General features: G+C 69.6%; 2 protein-coding genes. Both read left to right on the top strand.

The features are described 5' to 3' along the window. Positions 1-520: HAD-IC family P-type ATPase (locus AC27IO_RS23940; RefSeq protein WP_498741159.1), on the top strand; the 520-nt coding region annotated here is incomplete at its 5' end. Positions 521-787: 267 nt separating this feature from the next. Beyond that, positions 788-1,423, top strand: a complete 636-nt coding sequence (locus AC27IO_RS23935) for a YitT family protein (RefSeq protein WP_498741158.1) — start codon at positions 788-790, stop codon at positions 1,421-1,423. Positions 1,424-1,665 lie beyond the last annotated feature (242 nt).

Genomic DNA, 1,665 nt, shown 5'->3' with positions numbered 1-1,665 from the left:
CGTGGCGGACCTGCGCGCGCTGGGCATCGTGCCCGTGATGCTCACCGGCGACCACGCCGCAGCGGCCCAGGCGGCCGCGCGCGAGGCCGGCATCGACGAGGTGCAGGCGGGCCTGCTGCCCGAACAGAAACTGTCGGCCATCGCCGCGCTGCAGCAAAAGCACGGCATGACCGCCATGGCGGGCGACGGCATCAACGACGCACCCGCACTGGCCAAGGCCGACATCGGCTTCGCCATGGGCGGCGCCGGCACCGACGTGGCGATGGAGACGGCCGACGTGGTCATCATGAACGACGACCTGCGCCGCGTGGCCGAGACCGTGCGCCTGTCGCGCCACACGCATGCCGTGCTGATGCAGAACATCGTGCTGGCACTGGGCATCAAGGCGGTGTTCTTCGGCCTGGCGCTGGCGGGGCACGCCACCATGTGGATGGCCGTGTTCGCGGACATGGGCGCCAGCCTGCTGGTGGTGGCGAACGGCCTGCGCATGCTGCGCAGCGAATCGCTATCAAAAAAATAGCACTCGGCACAATCGAAATCCCGGCACCGGCCGGTTTTTGCTGAAGTTGCGGCGCGCCACCGGCCGGCACGGGGAGGGACCAGCCCGTGGCCTTGCCGGCTTTCGCGATTTGAACGTCGCGCTTCGCACATTCGCGTGCGGGCGCAGGCGGCCCGTGGGGTAATCATGGGTTCGACACCCCCTAGAATCCGCCCCATTTCACCGGTACCGGGCCGCCAGCCACTCGAACGGCCCCCGGTCCCCGGCCACGCCGCCTTCTCTTCCCGCATGAGCACCCCCACCCCGCCCACCCCGACATCCCCGCCGACCATGGTTCCCCACACCGCCACCGAAGACACCGCCGCCCTGTTCACGGGTGTGCTGCTCATTTCGGTGGGCGTGGGATTTTTCGGCAGCGCCGGCCTGCTCACGGGCGGCACGGCGGGGCTGGCCTTTCTGTTGCACTACGCGACCGACATGGGCTTCGGCAAGCTCTTCTTTCTGCTCAACCTGCCGTTCTACTGGCTGGCCTGGCGCAAGATGGGGCGCAGCTTCACCCTGAAGACCTTCGTGGCCGTGGTGCTGCTGTCGGTGCTGACCGAGGCCCAGCCGGGCCTGATGGAATTCGTCGCGCTGCAGCCGCTCTATGCCGCGGTGGCGGGCGGGCTCATCACGGGCACGGGCTTTCTGGTGCTGTTCCGCCACCGGTGCAGCCTGGGCGGCATGGGCATCCTGGCGCTGTACCTGCAGGACCGCTACGGCTGGCGCGCGGGCAAGGTCCAGATGGCAGTGGACTGCTGCATCGTGCTGCTGGCGCTGTTCACGGTGGACCCCATGCGCGTGCTCTGGTCCATCGCGGGCGCCGTGGCGCTCAACCTGGTCGTGGCGATGAACCACCGCCCGGGCCGCTACATGGCCATGTAGCCGGCGCAGGCTCCGACCGGAACTCCCGCAGCGCGGGGCTATCATTCCCGCCTATGCGCCGCGGCATGTTCCTCTTTCTCATCGTGCTCATGGCCCTTCGGGGTCTGGCGGGCAATGCCATGGCGGCCGGCATGCTGCCGGCGGTGGGCACGGCGGCGCACGCGGCCCATGCAGCGGCCGAACCGCGATCCGGCACGCCCCCGGCGCACACCCTCCACACCGCGGCACCCTCCGATGCCGCG

Source organism: Acidovorax sp. KNOB132 (assembly GCF_057541515.1).
Note: the sequence above shows the minus strand (reverse complement) of the source record. Positions and strands in the feature narration are given on the sequence as shown.